The sequence below is a fragment of the Actinomadura rubrisoli genome (assembly GCF_004349215.1).
Taxonomy (GTDB): Bacteria; Actinomycetota; Actinomycetes; order Streptosporangiales; family Streptosporangiaceae; genus Spirillospora; species Spirillospora rubrisoli.
Window position 1 is genome coordinate 1 of the sequence record NZ_SMKU01000094.1, and the last position, 19,559, is coordinate 19,559.

Annotated in this window: 19 protein-coding genes; 13 read left to right on the top strand and 6 right to left on the bottom strand. The window is 72.3% G+C overall.

Annotated elements, in window-relative coordinates:
- Window positions 1–70 precede the first annotated feature (70 nt).
- The 3 genes from E1298_RS19080 to E1298_RS19090 all read right to left on the bottom strand — a co-directional run bounded on the left by E1298_RS19080 (window position 71) and on the right by E1298_RS19090 (window position 1,933).
- A complete protein-coding gene (locus tag E1298_RS19080) occupies window positions 71–826 on the bottom strand; it encodes an alpha/beta fold hydrolase (RefSeq protein ID WP_131895083.1) in 756 nt (251 codons plus the stop codon).
- A 154-nt stretch (window positions 827–980) separates the two neighbouring features.
- A complete protein-coding gene (locus E1298_RS19085) occupies window positions 981–1,526 on the bottom strand; it encodes an ATP-dependent Clp protease proteolytic subunit (RefSeq protein WP_165975545.1) in 546 nt (181 codons plus the stop codon).
- A 119-nt stretch (window positions 1,527–1,645) separates the two neighbouring features.
- The gene (locus tag E1298_RS19090) at window positions 1,646–1,933 is read right to left on the bottom strand and encodes a helix-turn-helix domain-containing protein (RefSeq protein WP_207944728.1); all 288 of its coding nucleotides are present in this window, start codon (window positions 1,931–1,933) and stop codon (window positions 1,646–1,648) included.
- A 340-nt stretch (window positions 1,934–2,273) separates the two neighbouring features.
- Between E1298_RS19090 and E1298_RS19095 the strand changes: the two genes are divergently transcribed.
- On the top strand, window positions 2,274–3,794 hold the full coding sequence (locus E1298_RS19095; RefSeq protein WP_243725662.1) for a S49 family peptidase: 1,521 nt from the start codon (window positions 2,274–2,276) through the stop codon (window positions 3,792–3,794).
- 58 nt (window positions 3,795–3,852) lie between these two features.
- Window positions 3,853–4,494 (top strand): response regulator transcription factor, encoded by a 642-nt coding sequence (locus tag E1298_RS19100; protein ID WP_131895089.1) that lies wholly within the window; start codon window positions 3,853–3,855, stop codon window positions 4,492–4,494.
- Between the two features lie 22 nt (window positions 4,495–4,516).
- Here E1298_RS19100 and E1298_RS19105 read toward each other — a convergent pair whose 3' ends face one another.
- From E1298_RS19105 to E1298_RS19115, 3 genes are read right to left on the bottom strand one after another with little or no spacing between them, the layout of a single operon-like run.
- Window positions 4,517–5,539 carry a GNAT family N-acetyltransferase gene (locus E1298_RS19105; protein ID WP_131895091.1) on the bottom strand — a complete coding sequence of 341 codons (1,023 nt, stop codon included), beginning with the start codon at window positions 5,537–5,539 and terminating at the stop codon, window positions 4,517–4,519.
- Window positions 5,540–5,542: 3 nt separating this feature from the next.
- On the bottom strand, window positions 5,543–6,895 hold the full coding sequence (locus E1298_RS19110) for a nucleotidyltransferase family protein (RefSeq protein WP_131895093.1): 1,353 nt from the start codon (window positions 6,893–6,895) through the stop codon (window positions 5,543–5,545).
- Between the two features lie 9 nt (window positions 6,896–6,904).
- Window positions 6,905–7,780 (bottom strand): nucleoside-diphosphate kinase, encoded by an 876-nt coding sequence (locus E1298_RS19115; RefSeq protein ID WP_131895095.1) that lies wholly within the window; start codon window positions 7,778–7,780, stop codon window positions 6,905–6,907.
- Window positions 7,781–8,024: 244 nt separating this feature from the next.
- On the opposite strand from E1298_RS19115, the gene E1298_RS19120 reads away from it, so the two are divergent.
- The 11 genes from E1298_RS19120 (at window position 8,025) to E1298_RS19170 (ending at window position 19,469) form a co-directional block, all read left to right on the top strand.
- The gene (locus tag E1298_RS19120; protein WP_165975546.1) at window positions 8,025–9,140 is read left to right on the top strand and encodes an alpha-hydroxy acid oxidase; all 1,116 of its coding nucleotides are present in this window, start codon (window positions 8,025–8,027) and stop codon (window positions 9,138–9,140) included.
- Window positions 9,137–10,222: an amidohydrolase family protein gene (locus E1298_RS19125; RefSeq protein WP_131895099.1), complete on the top strand. Its 1,086-nt coding sequence runs from the start codon at window positions 9,137–9,139 to the stop codon at window positions 10,220–10,222. The genes E1298_RS19120 and E1298_RS19125 overlap by 4 nt, the downstream gene beginning before the upstream one ends.
- Entirely contained in the window at window positions 10,219–10,716 is a 498-nt protein-coding gene (locus E1298_RS19130) for a thiamine pyrophosphate-binding protein (protein WP_131895101.1), read from the top strand. The genes E1298_RS19125 and E1298_RS19130 overlap by 4 nt, the downstream gene beginning before the upstream one ends.
- A complete protein-coding gene (locus tag E1298_RS19135) occupies window positions 10,656–11,294 on the top strand; it encodes a thiamine pyrophosphate-dependent enzyme (protein ID WP_131895103.1) in 639 nt (212 codons plus the stop codon). The genes E1298_RS19130 and E1298_RS19135 overlap by 61 nt, the downstream gene beginning before the upstream one ends.
- The gene (locus E1298_RS19140; protein WP_131895105.1) at window positions 11,281–11,949 is read left to right on the top strand and encodes a class I SAM-dependent methyltransferase; all 669 of its coding nucleotides are present in this window, start codon (window positions 11,281–11,283) and stop codon (window positions 11,947–11,949) included. The genes E1298_RS19135 and E1298_RS19140 overlap by 14 nt, the downstream gene beginning before the upstream one ends.
- On the top strand, window positions 11,946–12,668 hold the full coding sequence (locus E1298_RS19145; RefSeq protein WP_131895107.1) for a hypothetical protein: 723 nt from the start codon (window positions 11,946–11,948) through the stop codon (window positions 12,666–12,668). Before E1298_RS19140 ends, E1298_RS19145 begins: the two co-directional genes overlap by 4 nt.
- Before the next feature lie 52 nt (window positions 12,669–12,720).
- Window positions 12,721–14,394, top strand: a complete 1,674-nt coding sequence (locus E1298_RS19150) for a beta-ketoacyl-ACP synthase 3 (protein ID WP_131895109.1) — start codon at window positions 12,721–12,723, stop codon at window positions 14,392–14,394.
- Complete coding sequence (locus tag E1298_RS19155) at window positions 14,382–15,386, top strand: zinc-binding dehydrogenase (RefSeq protein WP_131895111.1); 1,005 nt, start codon at window positions 14,382–14,384, stop codon at window positions 15,384–15,386. Before E1298_RS19150 ends, E1298_RS19155 begins: the two co-directional genes overlap by 13 nt.
- Before the next feature lie 37 nt (window positions 15,387–15,423).
- Window positions 15,424–15,783 (top strand): DUF3054 domain-containing protein, encoded by a 360-nt coding sequence (locus E1298_RS19160; protein ID WP_131895113.1) that lies wholly within the window; start codon window positions 15,424–15,426, stop codon window positions 15,781–15,783.
- 285 nt (window positions 15,784–16,068) lie between these two features.
- Complete coding sequence (locus E1298_RS19165; protein ID WP_131895115.1) at window positions 16,069–16,443, top strand: hypothetical protein; 375 nt, start codon at window positions 16,069–16,071, stop codon at window positions 16,441–16,443.
- A 56-nt stretch (window positions 16,444–16,499) separates the two neighbouring features.
- The gene (locus E1298_RS19170) at window positions 16,500–19,469 is read left to right on the top strand and encodes an AMP-binding protein (protein WP_131895117.1); all 2,970 of its coding nucleotides are present in this window, start codon (window positions 16,500–16,502) and stop codon (window positions 19,467–19,469) included.
- The last annotated feature ends 90 nt before the right edge of the window (window positions 19,470–19,559 follow it).

Consider the following 19,559-nt stretch of genomic DNA (forward strand, 5'->3'; position numbering starts at 1 on the left):
GCCCTGGGCCGCTCTCGGGATCGGCGGCCCAGGGCAGGGCGCCGTCTAGCGCGGCCCGGTCAGGAGGCGGTCAGGAGGCGATGGCCGCCTGGGCGATGAGGAGGTCGGCGACCGGGTCCGGGTGGCTCCACTGGGGACAGTGGCCACCGGGGACCTCAAGGACGGTCTCGGGGACGAACTCCCGGGCGATGGTCTCGGGGAGACGGTCGTCTTGGGCGCGTACGTGGACGGCCGGGATCTCGCGCCATGCCGCGACCTTCACCGGTGTGCCGCCGGTCGAGGCGTTCATCGGGCGCAGGCGCTCGATGGCGCGCTCCGCCCGGGCGGGCGCGCAGTCGTGGAAGAGGCCGACCAGGGCGCCCTGCCGGCTCATGGTCATGACCCCGTCGGTCACGGACACCGCGTCGATGCGCAACCGCGAGATGTCCGGGCCCGTTCCGGCCACGACGCACGGGGCGGGCGACGTGGGCAGGGAGGCGACGGTGTCGCCGACGTCCGGGATGGCCGAGGTCAGATAGACCAGGCGGGTGACGGGGGACGCCGGGCCGGCCGCGGCCTCGGTGATGACCATGCCCGCGTAGGAGTGACCGCAGAGCACGACGGGCGCCTCCAGCCGTTCCAGCGCCGCGCGGACCGCGGCGACGTCGGCGGTGAGGTCGCCGAGGCCGGGGGGCCGGCCGACGCTGGGCAGGGCGACGCCGACGCTGGGCACTCCCGCGGCGGCCAGGCGGGCCTCGACGCCTTCCCAGACCCACGGGCCGAGGAATCCGCCGTGCACCAGCACGACGGTGGCGCGGCCGGCCGGAGTCCCGGCCGGTGATGACATCGCCGATGGTCCCGTACTCCCTCGCCTGCCCTCCACGGGGCCTCCTTCCGAAACCGGGATCGGTGGTCGCGGTACGCGGGGTGCCTCAGGAGACCGTGCCCTCGGGCCGGCCGCGTGACCTGGGCCGGCCGCGGGGCCGGGCCGCTGCGGGCGGTCAGCCCAGACCGGGCGGCGGGGAGCCGGCGACGTCGTGCACGAACCCGTAGGCGACGGCCTGGTCGGCGCCGAAGATGCGGCCCCGATGCGCGTCGTCGCGGATCTCCTCCACCGATCGTCCGGTGACCAGCGCCAGCCGGTCGTAGAGGGCGCCGACCAGGCGACGGTGCTCCTCCTCGAACAATGCCATCTCCGCCGCCGTGCCGCCGGACTGCTCACGCGGCTCGATGAGGCGGATCATGGCGTTCGGGGTGATCTGCCGTTCCCGGGCGGCGGCGAGCACGGCCAGAGCGGCGCCTCCCAGTTGCCCCACCACCAGCGCGTGCGTGGGGCAGGAGAGGACGTCCATCGTGTCCACGACGGCGAACGCCGCCTCGAGGTCGGCGCTCGCCAGCCTCAGGTGCAGGGTGATGGGCTCGCCGACGCCCAGCGCGTCCAGGGTCATGAGCTGGGAGCACAGCTCGGCCGCGCGCTCGCCGTCGAGATGACCGTGCGCGATGACGAGGCGCATCTCGATCAGGCGGTTCATCTCGTAGGCCAGCACGCGCGGCGGGGAAAGGGATTCCCGGCGCGGCGGATCCGGTGGGGGGCCGGGCGGATTGAATCCCGGCCGAAATGGTTCGCGACGCCACGGTTCCGGGCTTCCGGGGAACGGGGCACTGTTCATGGGTTCACCCTCCAGGTGATAGAGCGGTCAATGGCCGCCGCGTAGCGCTCCAGCGTCGAGGCGCGCACATCCCCATGGCCCGACTCCAGTCGTGCCACAGCCGACTGCGAGGTGCCCATTCGGGCGGCCACCTCGGTCTGCGATAGGCCGTCCGATTTCCGGAGGGCCACAAGGTCGGCGATCATCTGCCGCCGCCGCTGCTCCATGTGGCGGCGGTGGCGCTGCGCCATCTCCCGGAAACCGGGAAGGATGGGGAGATCGTCATCCTCCGGCGACTCACTCATATCATCGACGGTATCTCATCGCAGAGATGATGGCCAGGTGGCGGTGGCGTCGGCACTCAGTGTGGCGCGACAAAGACTCGCGGTCAGCATTTCTTGCCCCTATTGATCTTGACATCAACATAAACTTACGTCTGAGAGAATATTGACTTTTGGAACGATCTGTTTATGGTAAATAAGTATGGCTGATCTTGATCGACGCCTCGGCGGCCTTGTGCGGAACGTCAAGAATCGTGGACAACGGGTGATTTTGGAACTCGATCTGTCCCACGGGGTCCGGGTCGGTGCGACCGGTCCCGTCTCAGCCATTGTCGGCGGGCGGTCGCCTCATCTGACAGATATCGTGCGGGGGCTGGATCGGGCGGCGCGGGACGAGCGTGTCGTCGCGCTCATCGCCAGATTCAGCGGGAATCGGCTCAAAATCGGTACGGCGCAGGAGATACGCGCCGCCGTCGCCCGGCTGCGCGCCGCGGGAAAGCACACGGTCGCCTGGGCGGAGTCCTTCGGCGAGTTCCGGCCCGGCCTGGTCCCGTACTATCTCGCCACCGCGTTCGAGCAGATCTGCCTTCAGCCCTCCGGCGACCTCGGCATCACCGGGGTCAGCGTGGAGTCCTGGTTCCTGCACGACGCGCTGCGCAAGGCGGGCGTGCGGCCACAGGTGGACCAGCGGCACGAGTACAAGACCGCGGGCAACATGCTGACCGAGCCGGGGTTCACCGAGGCGCACCGCGAGGCCGACGAACGGCTGGTGGCGTCCCTGTCGGAACAGATCATCGAGGGCATCGCCGCCGGCCGCGGGCTCGGCGTGGACGAGGTCCGGTCGCTGGCCGACCGGGCTCCCCTCTCCGCGCAGGAGGCGCTGGAGGCGCGGCTGATCGACGACATCCGCTACCGCGACGAGGTCTACGCGCGGACGCGCGAGCGCCACGGGCGGGAGGCCCGCCTCCTCTATGTCACCCGATACGCCAAGACGCCGTCTCTCAGACCGCGGATCCCCGGACGCGGCGAAGACGCGGTCGCTCTCGTCCCGGTGCACGGCACGATCCGGCTCGGTCGCGGCGGCGTCGGCCCGGTGGTCGGGTCCGACGCCGTGACCGGGGCCCTGCGCGCCGCGATCGATGACGACAAGGTCCGGGCGATCGTCCTGGACGTGGAGAGCCCTGGCGGCTCCTACGCGGCGTCCGATGCGATCTGGCGGGAAACGGAACGCGCCAAAGACCGCGGGAAGACGGTGGTGGGACACAGCGCCGACGTCGCCGCGTCCGGCGGCTACTACGTGCTGATGGGCGCGGACGCGATCGTCACGCAGCCGTGCTGCCTCACCGGTTCCATCGGCGTCTTCGGCGGCAAGCCGGTGCTCACCGACATGCTCGCCCGCCTCGGCATCGGCCGTGACGGCGTCGGCGCCGGCCGCAGGGCCCGGATGTTCTCCAAGGCGGCGCCGTTCACCGAGGACGAGTGGGATCTGCTGAGCGCCTGGCTGGATCGCGTCTACGCCGCGTTCGTGGCCAAGGCGGCCGAGGGGCGTGACATGCCGCCCGACCGCATGCACGGGCTCGCCAAGGGACGGGTGTGGACCGGGGCGGACGCCAGGGACAACGGGCTGGTCGACGAGCTCGGCGATCTCGAAGCGGCGGTCGCCCTGGCCAGGCGGAAGGCCGGGCTGGGCGGGAAGGCCCCCGTCAGGCTCTACCCCCGGACCGGCGCCCTGCGGCGGCTCCGCCCCGCCCGGTCGAGCGACGACGCCGGTGCCGCGATGTCGCTGGGATGGGAGTCCTGGGGGGCGCTGGCCGGGCTGGCTGGACGGCTCGGGCTGCCCGTGGACGGGCCGCTGCTCCTCCCCTGCCGCTATGAGATCGGTTGAGCCTGCACGGCGACGACAGCGATCCGGGACGTCGAGATCGAACGGGGGAGTCCTCACCATGGGCGTGAGCGTGGCGTTAATCGAAGACCGGCAGGCCGTGAGGACGGGGCTGAGGCAGATCCTGACCGCGCACCACAACATCGACGTGCACGAGTTCACCGGCTCGCAGCCCGCCGTCCTGGACCGGCTGCTGAGCCTGCGGGTGGACGTGGTGCTCGTCGGGGAGGTCGACCACGTCCAGGACCTGGCGCTGATCCGGTGGCTGGACCGGTGCCGGGGCGTGGCGAACTTCCGCATCCTGCTGCTGCGGGACGTGCGGACCCTGAGCGAGGTCACCCAGGTGCGGGCGGCGGGCGCGCACGGCTACCTCCCCTACGGCGCCGACGAGCACCAGCTCGTCAGCGGCGTGTTCATGGTCGCGGGCGGCGGGTACGCCTTCCTGCCCGGCCTGGACGGGCCGCCGCCCGAGTCCGTGACCGAGCCGCCGCCGGACTCGGTGGGGCTGACAAGGCGCGAGTACTCGGTGCTGTCGGCTCTGGCCCATGGGATGAGCAACGCCGAGATAGCCAAGGACATGTGCATCACCGAGGCGACCGTGAAGAAGCACCTCTCCCAGGTTCTCGCGAAGATCGGCCAGCCCGACCGGCTGCGCGCCGGGCTGTACGCCTACCGGCACGGTCTGCACTGCGCGCTGCGGTGACGTCCGCCGCTTCCAGCGTGCCCTAAGGCGTGCCGAGCCAGCCGGTCAGCGCGCGTCTGCTCATGCCCATCCGCGTCTTCCACCGGTCGTTGCGGCGTCCTCCTTCCAGGACGCCGCAGCCTTCCTGGATGGCGGTGCGCAACGTCGCGTACAGCAGCACGGTGTAGGGGCTGAACGGAAGCTGGTCCAGCGGTACCGCGCCCGCGGCCCAGTTGTGGAAGCGGATCCCGTCCGCGAACGAGATCGACGCGGCGACGCAGGTGCCGTCGATTCGGAGTGACACCAGCCGTGTGTGCGGTTCCAGCCCGCCGACGAACCCCGTCAGCCGGTCAGGGTCGTACCATCCGGGATTGCCGTGCTTGGCCGCCGCCGTCTGGCACAGCGCGGCCACTCGCTCCAGGGCGGTTCTGTCCGGGGCGGGGTCGACGATGATCTCGGCGCCGGCGTCGGCGGCGCGCCGGAGCTGGCGGCGCAGATCCTGCCTCGCCTGCCGCCCGAGGGACGCCAGGTAGCCGTCCACGGACGTGAGGCCGCGAAGGTCGATGACGTATCGCGCGTCGATGGTCGCCGCGGTCAGTCTCGTCATGGGCAGGAGCTCGGCCAGCCGACCGTCGCCGGCGACGTTGATGAAACCGTACGCTTGCGCGCCGCACCGCCGGGCCAGATCCTCCAGTTCCCGGCAGACCGCGTCCAGCAACTCGGGCGTCAGCCTGCGCGCCGGGAGGTGCGTGTCGTACCAGTGCCACACGTGTGACAGCAGCAGGGGGCGCCCGCCGGGGCGGAAGGACGGCAGCATCGTCCCGAGGACGTCGAGCGGGTCGAGCGCCGGTACCTGGAAGGCGGGCAGCACCGCCTCTAAGGAACCGCTCCGCCGGTCACGGGCGGTGAGGCAGTGGACGGTGTCCGTATCGAGCAATGGATGGCGCTGGTAGGACCGCAGCACGCCCGAACGGTAGAACAGCGGGCTGCCCGAGGCGCGCACGACATCGTCCCAGGCCTCGCGGTCGTCGATGCCCTCGGCGACCCGCACGGTGTACGTGCCCATGCGTCACCGCCGGATGCGTTCACCGGTCAAGGCGCGTGCGAGGACCGTGCTCTCCGGCTCCACCGCGCCCCAGACCGTCGGCACGAACACCTCGCCGTCCAGCGCGACGACGGTCCCCTTCCCGGAGCGGACGAGCCGCATGCCCGAGGCCAGTTCCTGATCCGACGTCGGGCCCGGCGCGCCGGCGTGCGGTGCCGCCCTGTCCGCCAGCCCCTGCCAGGTCTCCTTCGGGAGAAGCCGCCAGCACAGGTCTCTCCTGCGGTGCGGACCGTCCGGCGCGGCCGGGACGGGGGCGTCCAGCCGGGGTGTCAGGTCCGCGGTGAAGTAGGCGTACGCCTCTTCGGCGACGCGCTCCGCCAGGGAGGCGTCCCGGCCCCGCGCACGCTCGTCGTCGAGGGCCAGGCGCCGCACCCGGTCGGCTCGGACGCCCGGCGGCTCCTCACCGGTCGACAGGTAGGTGTCGCCTGATCGCCGGGCATCGCCGGCCCACGCGGGAACGGTGGTCCCGGGATAGACGCGCGCCGCGGCCGACAGGATCTCGCCCATGGCCTTCAGCGCTCCGGCGCCCCGGCACAGCTCCTCCACCGCCCCCCAGTCGACCCCCGCGTGGCGGGACAGCAGGACATGCGCGTCGTTCACGTCCTTCATCGACAGCAGACCGTCGTTGACCGCGTGGGCTCCGATCAGCGCGATCTCCGATTCCGCGCATGGCACGACGGACGGTACGCCCAGCACGTCCCGCGGCCGCCATCCCACCAGCGGCATGAGCGTCGAATGCCCGACGGAGAACGGTCCGATGTGGAGGTCGACGCGGCTGTGCGGATCCTCGTTGTCCGGAAGCACCATCGTGAGCTGCCCGTAGAGCGATCCGCCGTCGGTCCACTTGATCCAGGGGAATTCGTGGGTGTCCCACCGCCATCCTCTTTCCCGCAGGACGCGGGTGATCTGGCGGGCGCTCTCCCAGTCGGGCACGTGCAGGTCGAGGTCGCCGATGTGCCGCAGTTCCGGATCGGCGTAGTGCTCGCGCAGCGAGAGGCCCTTGATGACCCGCGCGTCGAGGTCCCGCACCCGCCTCAGGACGGCGCGGGTCTCGGGGAGCGCCTGTGCGCGCCGGGCCGTCTCCTTGCCGTCGAGGTCCTTCAGCGCGGCGTGGACGACCGCGACGTCGTCACGGCCGGCGAGACCGCCCAGGTTGCGCAGCGCGATCGTGTAGACGCGGGACCTGACGATCTCGGTGTACAGCGCCCGCGGATCCAGCCGCTCCATCTCCGCCGCGGCTCGCTGGAGATCCTCGTCGCGTGGGGACAGCCTGCCGAGGACGCTGACCACGTCCCAGTAGTGGTCCGCAGAGCCCATGGTGAACGCTCACCTCATCGGGGAGAAGTAGCTGGAGGTGGTCAGGACGGCGGTCTCCCACGAGTCGAGCCCGAGCCGATGGAGCCGCAGCAGCCCGGCGACGCGCTGCATGTCGGGAGGGGGCTCGCTGGAGTCGAACGGCAGCCCGAGGATCTCCGGGAGCCGGCCGTGCCGAACACCGGCCGCCTCCCGCGCCAGCAGGCGCCCGGCCTCGGCGTCGGCGAGGCCGCCGTCTGCGGTGAGCTTGGCGGCGAGCCGGCGCCCCTCCGGGCTGAGGTCGCTCCACAGCCGGGCCACCAGGCGCCCGCGCAGGCCCTTGAGGACGTCGGAGAAGAGCCGGTGCTCCGCGTCCTGCGTCGCTTCCAGCGTGGTGACGAACGTGCCCAGTTCCTCGGCGGGAAGGTAGTCGTGCGGCTCCACGCCGTCGCCCAGCAGAGCCGCCTCGGCCGCCGAGTGCCGCGGGGAGTCGGACAGGTGCAGCAGGCTCATCACCACGTTGACGGACCCGATGTCGTGGCGGATGGTGCCCGGCTCGGCGCGCCGGGGATCCGCGTCGCCCTTGACCCGTGCCGCGGTCCGGTAGAGCTCGTCCGTGCCACGCCCCGCGCGGTCCCGCAGCACCAGCAGGAGCACCGGGCCCAGGCCGAACAGCGCGTCCATGGCGCGGTAGCGGTAGACCTGACCCGGCCCGGCGTTCTGGGCCTGGCTGACGGCGTCGATGCGGGGCTGGGCCACCTCCGTGCACCACCAGCCGGCCGGGACGAGGTCCGCCTCCCGCAACGCGTCGAGCACCGCACGCAGCGCCAGCCGTCTCAGGCAGTCGGGGCCGATCATGCAGAAGACCCGGTCGTCCCACCATCGCGGATCGGCGGCGGAATCCGTCATGGCCTGGGCGCCGGGACGATTTTCATTGACGACATGCCTGCCATGAAAAGCTCGGCGAACGGGGAAAGTCAAGAACGCAGCGGACCGGGCGAAGCGAAGATTATACGAAAGTGGAAGGGCCGCGTAGACCTTGGTTCCGGAAGTGCTGCGCCTAAATGGTGTGGACGAAACTTGGGCGGATTATTAGCCTGGCTGGCGTGGAAACCGACCGCGCATTGTCGATGCCGTGGGGACAGTTCATATCGTGAAAGGCGCCGGACTCGAAGACCTCATCCGCGCCGCCCGGGAGACCGCCGGGGCGGCGGCCGTGGACTACTGCCTGGGCGGTGCCGGCGACGAGTCGACGGTCGGGCGCAACACGGCGGCCATCGACCGGCTGGTGTTCGTTCCCAGGGTCCTGCGGGCCCCCGGCGAGCCCGACCTCAGCGTACGGGTCACCGGGGGAGAGCTGGCGGCGCCGCTGCTGGTGTCGCCCATGGGCCTGCAGGGGCTCTACCACCGGGGGGCCGAGGTCGAGACCGCGAGAGCCGCGGCCTCGCTGGGGCTGGGGCACTGCCTGTCGGCCTTCTCCTCCGCCGGGCCGGCGGAGGTCGCGGCCGGTGCCGGCCCCGGCCTGCGATGGCGCCAGGTGTACGTGCTGCGCGATTGGGAACTCACGCGTCACCTGGTCGAGCAGGCCGAAGAAGGCGGTTTCCGCGCCGTCGTCTGCACGGTCGACGTACCGGTGGTCGGACGGCGTGATCGCGACCGGGCCAACGGATTCGACCGCTTCTCCGTGGAGCCTCCGGCCATCGTCCACAGCGCCGCCTTCAAGAGGCTGCACCGGGAGCGCGGCGGCGATCCGCGCGACGTGCTGGACAGCGTCTTCCCCTATCCGGAATCCACATGGGACGACGTCGGGAGGGTCATCGCGTCCACCGGGCTTCCCGTCCTGGTGAAGGGAATCCTGCACCCCGACGACGCGCGGCGGGCACACGAGCTGGGCGCGGCGGGCGTCATCGTCTCGAACCACGGCGGCCGCCAGCTGGACCGCTGCGTGAGCAGCATCGAAGCGCTTCCCGCCGTGCACCGCGCGGTCGGCGACGTCATTCCGGTCTATTTCGACTCGGGAGTCCGCACCGGAACGCACGTGGCGCTCGCACTGGCCCTTGGCGCCCGGGCCGTGCTCGTCGGCCGCCCGCTGCTGCTGGCGCTCGCCGCGGGCGGGGAGGAACAGGTGGCGGCGAGGCTGGAGGACATGGTCTCCGACCTCGGCCACACGATGCGGCTGGTCGGCGCCGCGTCCCCGGCCGGCCTGCGGCGGATCAACGTGCTCGGTACGGGCCCCGGCCTGGGGCCCGAGAAGGGGCTGTGCTCATGACGACCAGTGGAGCGGACCGGGCCGAAGCCGCCGGCGGGCTTCCCGATTGCGACACCCACTTCACCGACGACACCATCGACCTGTGGCACGGGATCTCGGCGGAGCTGTCTCTTCCCGTCCTGCCCGAGGTCGTCGACCATGAGGGCCGGCCCCGGTTGCGCATCGGCGACCGGCTCTTTCCCAAACCCAGGGGCAAAGGGCAGGGGAACCCGCGCGGGCTCGGGCACCTGATAGGCCCCGGGGCCACCGACGACCGCCGGGAGTTCATGGCCAGGCACGGCATCCGCGCGGCCGTCCTGCAGCCCGGTTTCGTGGGGCTGTCGGTGCAGGCGGTCGTCGACGGCACGCTGCGCCGCGACCTTCTGATGGCCTACAACCTGCTCGCGCGGCGCGCCTGCGCCGGTTCCCCGCTCGACCTGAGATGGGCGGTGCTGCTGTCGGCCGAGGACCCGGAGTGGAGCCTCCAGGCGGTGGAGCGCTTCGCCGCCGACGACCTGGTCGTCGGGGCGGTGGTGCGTCCCACCGCACGCACGTCCGCCGATCGGCTCAGCGGCAAGGAGTTCACGCCCGTCCTGCAGGCGCTGGCCAGGGAACGGCTCGCGCTGTTCGTCCACGGCGGGACGGGGTGCTACCAGTGGTCGCCGCTGGCCGACGCGTACGAGGACTACACCTTCACGCACGCGTTCGGGCACATGGGCGAGCACATGATCGCCTTGACGGACCTGCTCACGCGCGGCGACGGGCTTCCGGACGGCCTGCGCGTGGTGATGCTGGAGTCGGGGACGTCCTGGGTCCCGAGCCTCCTGGAGCGCCTGGACAGCCACGTCCGGCGGCTCTCCGGCGGGGGCGAAAGGCCGAGCGGGCTGTTCGCGGAGCACGTCGCGATCGTCCCGGACCCGGAGGAACGGCACGCGCGCTGGGCCTGCGAGGTGATCGGCGGCGGGAACGTCCTTTTCGGCTCCGACTACCCGCACTGGGACACCGTCGCCGCGGCGGACTGGCTCGGCCGCTTCGGCGACCTGGTGCCGCCCGCCGCGCTGGAGGCCAACACCCGCCGCTTCGTGCCGCGGCTGGCGCGATGACCGGTCCGGCCGCGCGGCCCGGTCCCCAGCCCGACCTCGCCGACGCGCTCGCGGAGATCGGCTTCCGGCGGGCCTACGGCGTGCCCGACTCGGTACTGGCTCCCTTCCTGCACAGGCTGGAGACGCGGATGCCCGTCCATCATCTGCCCCGCGAAGACCTGGCGGTGGCGGCGGCGGCCGGGGCCCACCTCGGCGGCGAGGACGCGATCGTCTTCATGAAGAACGCGGGCCTCGGCAACAGCCTCGACGCCTTCTTGTCGCTGGCCCGCGCCTCGGGCATTCCCGTCAGCACCGTCATGGGCATGTCCGGCACGGCCGGGGACACCCTGCCCCACCACACGGCCGTCGGGGAGCGCGCCACCGCCCTCCTCGACGCCTCCGGTCTCGGCCACCGCTCGATCACCTCCGACACGACCCCCCGGGGGCTCGCCCAATGGCTTCACCGCACACGGACATCCGCGGAGTCGGCGGTCATCCTGGTACCCCCGCCGTAACCCTCCAGCGGTCCGAACTCGTCCAGGCCGTCGGCGCCGCGGCCGCCAGGTACGACATGGCGTTGTTCGTCGGCAACGGCTACCTCATCCGGGAGACCGCGCGCTCGGCCGACGGGCCGAACGCCTTCTACCTGTTCGGCGGGATGGGCCTGGCGTCATCGGTGGCGCACGGGTACTGCCGGGCCACGGGCCGGCCGGCCCTGGTCCTGGAGGGGGACGGGAACTTCCTCATGGGCCTCGGCGGGGCGGCGTGCGCGCCGGCCATCGAGGCGGGCCTGGTCCACGTCGTGGCGTTCAACGGGGTCTATGAGAGCTCAGGAGGACAGCCGATGGCCATCGGCGCTCCCGAGCAGGTCGTCCACACCGCCCTCGGGCTCGGGTACCGGGCGGCCGACGTCGTGACATCGGTACCGCGGTTGCGCGCGCGGCTCGACCAGGCGTCGCGGCGGCCGGGCGGCGGGGCGTCGATGATCTGCGCCGCGACCTCGGTCCCGGCGCCCGCTCCGCCCCGCCCGGACATGGACGCGCGGGAATGCCGAGAGCGGTTCACGGCATGGGGACGCCATGAGGAGCGGTGAGGCGTTCGAGGGAGCGTACGTCCACTGGGACGCCCAATGGCGGAACCAGAAAGCCCGCCTCGCGTGGGGCGACCCCGAACCCTGGGTGACGCAGGTGGTCTACCGTGTCCGCGCCCAGGGCGGGCGGCGCGCACTCGATATCGGCTGCGGAATCGGCCGGCACACCCAGGTGCTCGCCCAGGCGGGCTTCGAGGCGCACGGAGTGGACCGCAGCGAGACCGGCTTGGCGCACGCTCGCGAACTGGCCGCGGCCAAGGGGCTCGAAATGAGACTCCGTACGGCCGATTTCCGTGACCTGCCTTTCGAATCGGCCGGCTTCGACTATGTCCTCGCCTGGAACGTCGTCTACCACGGCACAGAGGACGACCTGCGGTCCGCCCTCTCCGAGATACGCCGCGTACTCCGTCGCGGCGGCCTGTACCAGGCGACGATGCTGTCCAAACGCAACACGGAATTCAGCAAGGGTGTCGAAATGGCGCCCAATGCCTACGTTCAGCCCGATGCCGAGGATGACAAGGTGCATCCGCATCTGTACTGCGACCACCGTGATATCGCGCGGCTGCACGCGGATTGGCGCATCCTGACGGCGGTCGACTCCACGCAGGGCGGACGCGGCTCCCACCACTGGAACCTCCTTCTGGAGCGTCCCGGATGAGCGCGTCGCTGATCGTGGGCAACACCCGGGCGCTCCACGAGGCGTTCGGGCGCGTGTTCGGATGCCGCACCCTCGACGACGGGGTCTCGGCGATCGACTCCGGCGGTCCGGCGCACCGGCGCGCCATCGTGGCGGACCCGGCCCGATCGACGGCGGAACTCACGGCGATCCTCAATGACTTCTTCGGCAGGGACGTCGCCTGGGTGCTGGAGGATCCGTTCGGCCGGTTCGACGGCGAGGCCGCGGGGATGCGCAAGGTCGACGAGACCGTCCATTTCGTCCGCGAACCCGGCCCGCGCGAGGACCCCGACCCCGGCGTCGACCTCCGCCCGGCGAGCGGTCCCGCTGACCTCGCCGACGCCGAACGCATCATCGCCACGGCCTTCGAACGTCCCGACCTGGAGGCGTCCCCGACGGGCGCCCTCTACCCGCCGCGGCTCCTGGACGAGCCGGGCGTGTCCGTTCTCCTGGCATACGAGAACGATGAACCGACGGCGACCGTCGCGAGCTTCCACGACGGAAGCAGTGTCGGCCTGTACTGGGGCGGAACGTTGCGCACGCGCCGCCGCGGCGGTCTGTGCGGAAACCTCATGAAGGCGCTCGTGAAAGAGCACCCGGACGTGCCGGCCCTGGGTTCCGCCGGAAGGATGAGCCAATCGCTGTTCCGCATCGCCGAGTACCAGGAGCTGGGTCGTAGCAATTGGTGGTCGCCTGTGTGACACCGGGGGAATCGGCCCGTCCTCCGGGCCGCCGACAGATCGGAGACGCGCCATGAATCTCGTGCTCCTCGACGGTCCGGACGACCGCGGCACCGCCGTTCTCACGCTGAATGATCCGGACAACGGAAACGCGCTGTCGCCGGCGCTCCGCGAAGAGGTCGCCGGCGCGCTGCGGGATCTCGCGGCCGATACCGGGGTCAAGGCACTGATCGTCACCGGGGCGGGCGGCTGCTTCAGCGCGGACGTCGACCCCGGCGGGCCCGCCATCGGCGATCCCGGAGACCTGAGGCCGTGGCGGGAGTCCCTTGACGTGTTCCACGAGCAGGTGCTCCGGTTCCCCGTGCCGACGATCGCGGCGGTCGACGGGTTGGCCCGCACCGGCGGGTTCGAGCTGGCGCTGCTGTGCGACCTGCGGATCGTGACGCCCGAAGCCCGGCTCGCGCATCCGGGGCCGGCCTTGGGACCGGTCGTCCACGGGCCGCTGCACGACCTGGTCGGCGGCGCGGTGGCCGGAGAGCTCGCGCTCACCGGACGCGAGGTGGACGGCGCGGAGGCGCTGAGCCTGCGGCTGGCCGCCGAGCTCGTCCCGTCCGCCGGGCTGCTCGCCCGAGCGGTGGCGCTGGCGCACACGGTGAGCCGTGGTCCCCGAGAGGCCCTGGTCGCCGGCAAGGCGGCGCTCGTGCGGCGCAGGCGCGCCGGAGGGCGCGCCGCCCGGCGAAGCGCGACCAGCCTGGGACGGCCGGTCGGTCTCCGGGGGACCGGCCTGTACGTGCCGCGGCGGGTGGTCCCCAACGCCGAGCTCACCCGGACGCTCGACACCTCCGACGAGTGGATCGTCTCCAGGACCGGGATCAGGGAGCGCCGGTTCCTGGAGGACTCGCTCGCCACCTCGGACATGTGCGTGGCGGCCGGGCGGCAGGCGCTGGCGCGCAGCGGCGTCCCGGCGGCCGAGCTGGACGCGCTGATCGTCACCACCTATACCGCCGACCAGCCGCTGCCCTCGACCGCGCTGATGGTCAAGGACGCGCTCGGCGCCGAGCGCGCGATGCCGCTGGACTTCACGCAGGCGGCCTGCGCCGGCGGCGTCTACGCCCTGCTGGTGGCGGCCCACCTGCTGCAGAACGACGGGATCGGCCATGTGCTGGTGATCGGGGCCGACTGCGCGTCCCGGGTGACGCATCCGGCGGACCGCGCGACCAGGGTCTTCTTCGGGGACGCGGCCGGAGCCGTCGTGCTGGGCCGTACCGAGCCCGGCCACGGGCTGCTGTCGTGGGACATCGGATCGCAGCTGTCCTATGAGGTGCAGATACCGGCGGGCGGATCGCGCCTGCCCCGGGGAGCGACCGCCCGGGAGCACTTCCTCCAGATGAACGGCAAGGCGGTCTGGGACACCGCCGTGACCGAGCTCCCGCGCAGCATCAGGCGAACGGTCGAGCGGGCGGGCGTGTCGATGCCCGAGATCCGGTACTTCCTGCTGCATCAGGCGAACCTCAACATCATCAAGGAGACGATGAAGGATCTGGGCTCCCCTCTGGAACACGCGCCGACGACGGTGCAGCGGCTCGGCAACACCGGCGCGGCCGGCATGTTCACGGTCCTGCACGAGACCATGACCAAGGGAGTGCGGTCCGGCGAGCTGCTGGTGCTGGCGGGGATCGGCGCGGGCTTCATGTGGGGCTCGGCCTGCTTCCGTCATCACGGAGGGGAGCAGCGGTGTTCGCGGTAGCCGCCAAGAGCACCGACGACGCCGATCCGCTCGGCTGCCTGGCGCTGGGCGACTGGCCTTCGCCCTCGCCGCCGGACGGCTGGACCGTCGTCTCGGTGCGGGCCGCCTCGCTCAACCACCACGACCTCTGGATCCTGCGCGGTGTCGGCCCTCGCGGCCAGCGCGTCCCGATCGTCCTCGGCTGCGACGCGGCCGGGGTGGACGAGGACGGTCGCGAGGTCATCGTGCACTCCGTGATCGGCGATCCGGCGGCCGGCGGAGGCGACGAGACGCTCGACCCGCGCCGCTCGGTGCTCGGCGAGGTCCACGACGGGACCTTCGCCGAGCAGGTCGCCGTGCCCCGCCGCAACCTGGTGCCGAAGCCGGCCGCCCTCTCCTTCGCCGAGGCCGCCTGCCTGCCCGGCGCCTGGCTGACCGCCTACCGGATGCTGTTCGACCGGGTCTCGCTGCGGCCCGGCGCCACCGTCCTGGTGCAGGGGGCCGGGGGCGGGGTCTCGACCGCGTTGATCGCCCTGGGCGCGGCGGCCGGCTACCGCGTGTGGGTCACCGGCCGCGACCATGACCGCCTCGCCCGGGCGTGCGCGCTGGGAGCGGAGGCCGGCTTCCCGCTGGGGACGCGGCTGCCGGAACGGGTGGACGCCGTCATGGAGACCGTGGGCGAGGCCACCTGGGCGCACTCCCTGAGCAGCGCCAAGGGCGGCGGGTCGATCGTGGTGTCGGGCGCCACCACCGGCGCGCTGGCGCGCACCGACCTCACGCACGTCTTCTTCAGGCAGCTGACCATCACCGGATCCACCCTGGGAACCCGTGAGCAACTGGCGGAGCTGGCGGCCTTCTGCGCCGGCCATCGCCTCAAGCCGCTCATCGACCGGGTCCTCCCGCTGACCCGGGCCCGCGAGGGCTTCCGGTCACTGCGGGACGGCAAGGTCTTCGGCAAGATCGTCTTCACCCCGGGGCAGGGCGAGGACGGGAGCCCGGCGCCGACGGCCTGAGGGTTCCCTGCCCGCAGGGGTCCGTATGCTGGCTTGGATGCGTTCTGCGGTGGCCGCCGGCCTGGATGTGTGCGGGGTGCTCGTCTTCGTCGCCATCGGGCGGGCGTCGCACGAGGAGGCCGGGAGCCTGACGGGGTTCGCCGGGACGGCCTGGCCGTTCCTGGCTGGGCTGGGTGCCGGGTGGCTGGCCGTCCGGGCCTGGCGGCGGCCCGAGGGGCTGGTGCCCGCGGGGATCGGGATCTGGGTCACGGCCGTGGCCGTCGGCATGGTGTTGCGGGTGGTGTCGGGGCAGGGGACGGCGTTCGCGTTCGTGGTGGTCGCGCTCTTGTTCCTCGCATTGATGCTGCTCGGGTGGCGGACGGTGGCGCACTTCGTCGGCCGGCGCGCCGCGTCGTAGTGAGGCCAAGGCCGGTTTCGCATTTGCTCACCTGTCGCGCGAGCGCGCTACCTGACCGGGGATGCGAAGCCGAAGGCGAGCCTCACCGGGAAGATCGCGAAGCGATTCGCGCTCGCACAAGCACGGTCAAGGTGCGAGCCGCTAGGCGAGCGCCTTGGGCCGGGATTGAATAAGCACCGTACGCCCGGTGGCGTAGATGGGGAGTCGCCCACGCTATGACGACGGCGGGCATGACCGCCTCCGACGATGGTGCCCGGATCACCCGTTCATCGTCGGAGGAACATCATGCGCATCACGACGTCGACCAATCGCCGGCTGGCGGGCACGGGGCTCGCGGTGGCGGCCGCCGCCATCCCCGTCCAGATCGCCGGGGGCATGGACTATCCGGTGGTGCCGCCGGGGCTGCTGATCCTGGCGGTCGGAGCGGCGGTCGCGCTGCTCGCGCGGCCGCGGTGGGCGCTCGTGGTGCCCACCCTCATCGCGGCCTTCCTCTCGGTGGGCGCGGTCGCCACCTCGAACATCCGGGACGCCCTCGGTGATCCCGGGGACGTCGTCGCGTTCGCCGGGGTGGTCCTCCAGTGCGTCGGCCTCGCGGTCGGCCTGGTGTTCTGCGTGGTCGCGCTAGCCGAGCGCGGTGCTGGTCACAGCGTTTCCGCGTAGATTGCTAAAGGTGGTGATAACGGACAACATGTCGTTGACGCTCTGAGAGGTCGACGATGCCGTCTGTTGCCACAACGCTCTTCCGCCTGGGGTCCCGCCTGGGCTCCACCGCCCAGAACGCACTTGAGGTCGCCCGATTCGGCGGTTTCGACACCGATGAGGACGCGTCCCCGTGCGAGGTCGTGACGGAGCAGCGGGTGTACCGGCTCCGGCACTACTTCCCGGGCTCGGCGGACGGCCCCGTGATGCTGCTCGTCCCGCCGCTGATGATCACCGCGGAGGTGTACGACATCTCCTCGCGGGTCAGCGCGGTCGGGGTGCTGCACCGGCTCGGCGTCGATCCGTGGGTGGTGGACTTCGGCGCTCCCGAGCGGGAGCCGGGCGGGCTTGAGCGGACGATCACCGATCATGTCGTGGCGGTCAGCGACGCCGTGGACCGGGTCCGGCGGATCACCGGGCGGGACGTCCATCTCGCGGGGTACTCCCAGGGCGGCATGTTCGTCTACCAGGCGGCGGCGTACCGGCGCAGCGAGGGCATCGCGTCGGTCGTGACGTTCGGCAGCCCGGCCGACACCAGCGTCGGCCTGCCGTTCGGCCTGCCGGGCTGGCTCGCGGCCGAGGGTGTCGAGCGCATCCCCGACCGGCTGCTCGGCGGGTTCGCCGTCCCCGGCTGGGTGACGCGGATGGGGTTCCAACTGCTCAGCCCGGTGAAGTCGGTGCGCTCGCGGGTCGACTTCATCCTCCAGTTGCACGACCGGGAGCGGCTCGCGCCGCGGGAGCGGCAGCGGCGGTTCCTGGAGCAGGAGGGCTGGGTCGCGTGGCCCGGCCCGGCGCTGGCCGAGTTCATCCGCCAGTTCGTCCAGCACAACCGGATGCTGACCGGCGGGTTCGTCATCGGCGACCGGTTGGTCACGCTGGCCGACATCTCCTGCCCGGTGCTCGCCTTCGTCGGCGAGGTCGACGAGATCGCGCCGCCGCCCATGGTCCGCGGGATCCGGCGCGCCGCGCCCCGCGCCGAGATGTACGAGGCGTCGCTGCCCGCCGGGCACTTCGGGCTCGTCGTCGGCGGCCTCGCCATCGCGCGGACCTGGCCGGCCGTCGCCGGGTGGACGCGGTGGCGGGACGGCACGGCCGAGCTGCCGGAGATCGTCGCGCCCGTCGGCGGGGACGAGGAGGTCCCGCCCGCGAGCCTGCCCGGCGGGCCCGCCGGATACGGGCTGCAACTGGCGGTGGGGATCGGCACGAGCGCCGCCCGCTCCGCCGTCGTCACGGCCGCGCGGGCGGTGCGCGGGACGCGGCAGCTCGCGGGTGAGGCCGCGCAGAACCTTCCGCGCCTGGCGCGGCTGGAGCGCATCCACTCCAATACCCGCATGTCCATGGGCCTGCTGTTGGACGAGCAGGCCGAGCGCATGCCCGACCAGGTGTTCTTCCTCTACCAGGGGCGCGCACACACCCACGATGCGGCCAAGCGCCGCATCGACGCCGTCGTCCGCGGGCTGATCCACATCGGCGTCCGGCAGGGCGAGGCGGTGGGCGTGCTGATGGGCACGCGGCCGACCGCCCTCGCCCTGGTCGCCGCGCTGAGCCGGCTCGGCGCCGTCGCCGTCCTGCTGCGCCCCGACGGCGATCCCGCGGCGGAGGCGCGGCTGAGCCAGGTCACGCGCGTCATCGCCGACCCCGAGCACGCCGCCCGCGCCGCCCGGCTGGACGGCGTCCAGGCGTACCTGCTCGGCGGCGGGGGGCGGCGCGGGGACGACGGGCCCGGCCCGCTGATGGACATGGAGCGCATCGACCCGGCCGGGGTCGAGCCGCCCGGCTGGTACCGGCCCAACCCCGGCCGCGCGGGCGACCTGGCGTTCGTGGTGTTCAGCGGCGACGGCGAGCACCTGCGCGCCAGCCGGATCACCAACCGCCGCTGGGCGCTGTCGGCGTTCGGCACCGCCTCGTCCGCCGCGCTGTCCCCGGCCGACACGGTGTTCAGCATCACCCCGATCCAGCACCCGTCCGCGCTGCTGATGAGCCTCGGCGGCGCCGTCGCGGGCGGCGCCCGCCTCGCCCTGGCCAGCGCCTACGACCCGGAGACCTTCTGGGACGAGGCGCGCCGGTACGGCGTGACCGTCGCGTCCTACACCTGGACGCTGCTGCGCGACCTGGTGAACGCGCCGCCGCACCCCGGCGAGCGGCACCACGCCGTCCGGCTGTTCATCGGCTCCGGCATGCCGCGCGGCCTGTGGCGGCGCGTGGAGGAGCGGTTCGCCCCCGCCCGGGTCCTGGAGTTCTACGCCTCGACCGAGGGCGAGACGATCCTGGTCAACCTGAGCGGCAAGAAGCCCGGCTCGCTCGGCCGTCCCATGCCGGGCAGCGCGCCGGTGCGGCTCGCCCGGTACGACCTGGAGACCGGCCGCCTGGTCCAGGGGCCCGACGGGTTCTCGATCGAGTGCGAGCCCGGCGAGATCGGCATGCTCCTCGCCCGCCTCCGACCGTCTCTCCTTGGAACCGCCACCCGATCTGTGCGCGGCGTCTTCGCCCCGGACGACGCTTGGACCATTACCGGGGACCTGTTCCGCCGTGACGCGGACGGCGACTTCTGGCTGGTGGGACGGGACGCCGAGCTGATCCGCACGGCCGAGGGCATCGTCCCGCCCGGGCCGATCAGGGACGCGCTCGGCGACCTGCCCTACATCGACACCGTCGCCGTCTACGGGATCCCGGTGGGGGACACCGAGCTGGCGGCCGCCGCCGTCAGCCTGTGCGACCCGTCCGACACCGGCCTCAAGCCCGTCGACCTGTCCGAGGCGCTGCTGCGGGTGGAGCCCGGGCTGCGGCCAGCGATCGTGCGGGTGGTGGACGAGGTGCCGGTCACGGCGGGGGGACGGCTCCGGACTGCGCCGCTGCGCGAGGAGGGCGTCCCGTCCGGGGGCGATGGCCGCGCCTACTACCGGGACCGGTCGGGCGCCTACAGGCTTCTCACGGAGGCGGCCCGCCGCCGCCTGCTCAAGGCTCCCGCCGCCCGCCAGGCCCGCTGAAGCCGCAGGGGATAAGGCTGGACTTACGGGCGGGCGTTGCGTTACAACAAAACAACATATTCCGCCCATTTGTTGCACGCCGGTCGCGAC